This window comes from Pseudomonas sp. 51_B (assembly GCF_017491595.1).
Lineage (GTDB): Bacteria > Pseudomonadota > Gammaproteobacteria > Pseudomonadales > Pseudomonadaceae > Aquipseudomonas > Aquipseudomonas promysalinigenes.
Genome location: NZ_JAFGYW010000084.1, coordinates 1 through 687 on the forward strand (window position 1 = coordinate 1; position 687 = coordinate 687).

Here is a 687-nt window from a genome sequence, read left to right on the forward strand (position 1 = left end):
GAACAAGGTTTCCCGGGCATCGGCGCAGCGAGCCAAGTATCCTCGGCAACGGCCAGACTCCCTGTGGGAGAAGGTCGCCATTTGATAATTGTTTGCATTTGAACGTCAAGCTCGGACATATCCAGACACGAGCGGACATTAGAGGTTAGCCATGAAGTTTCTCTGCGCCGGCAGTGAGCTGGCCGAAGGTGGCAGTCGCGGTTTCGAAATCGAAGGCAAAAAGCTGTTTGCCGTACGTCGGGGTGGCCAAGTCTTCGTTTATTTCAATCGCTGCCCGCATCGCGGCGTCGGGCTGGAATGGCAGCCCGACCAGTTTCTCGACCCAAGCAACAGCCTGATCCAGTGCGCCACCCACGGTGCACTGTTTCTGATCGAGGACGGCGAATGCGTTGCCGGCCCCTGCGCCGGGCAATCGCTCACGGCAATTGAATGCTGGGAAGATACACAAGGCGTGTGGGTCGACGTTTAACCGTTTAGCCGCACGTCGAGTCGGCGGTCGATGACCATTTCTTCGTGGTCCAGGCGCACACCGTAGGCCAACACCTCAACACCGCAGGCGACCGCTTCACGCAGCGCCTCGGCGTAAGCCCAATCGATTTCCTCGGCCGGGCGCACGGCATCAAGGCCGGTGAGGTTCACGCAGTACAACTGCACCGCCCGAATGCCGTCGCGCGCCAGATGCGCCAG

General features: G+C 60.1%; 2 protein-coding genes. One reads left to right on the plus strand and one right to left on the minus strand.

Annotation, left to right across the window (positions count from 1 at the left end; translation table 11 throughout):
* Positions 1-151 precede the first annotated feature (151 nt).
* Positions 152-469: a Rieske (2Fe-2S) protein gene (locus J5M56_RS23740; protein ID WP_207808186.1), complete on the plus strand. Its 318-nt coding sequence runs from the start codon at positions 152-154 to the stop codon at positions 467-469.
* Here the strand turns inward: J5M56_RS23740 and J5M56_RS23745 are convergent.
* The coding region (locus J5M56_RS23745) for a DNA/RNA nuclease SfsA (protein WP_207937911.1) at positions 466-687 on the minus strand (222 nt) is incomplete at its 5' end. The genes J5M56_RS23740 and J5M56_RS23745 overlap by 4 nt on opposite strands.

Bases quoted from the DNA above. Each gene is read 5' to 3' on its own strand.
- J5M56_RS23740 (WP_207808186.1), top strand. From the start codon at position 152: ATGAAGTTTCTCTGCGCCGGCAGTGAGCTGGCCGAAGGTGGCAGTCGC.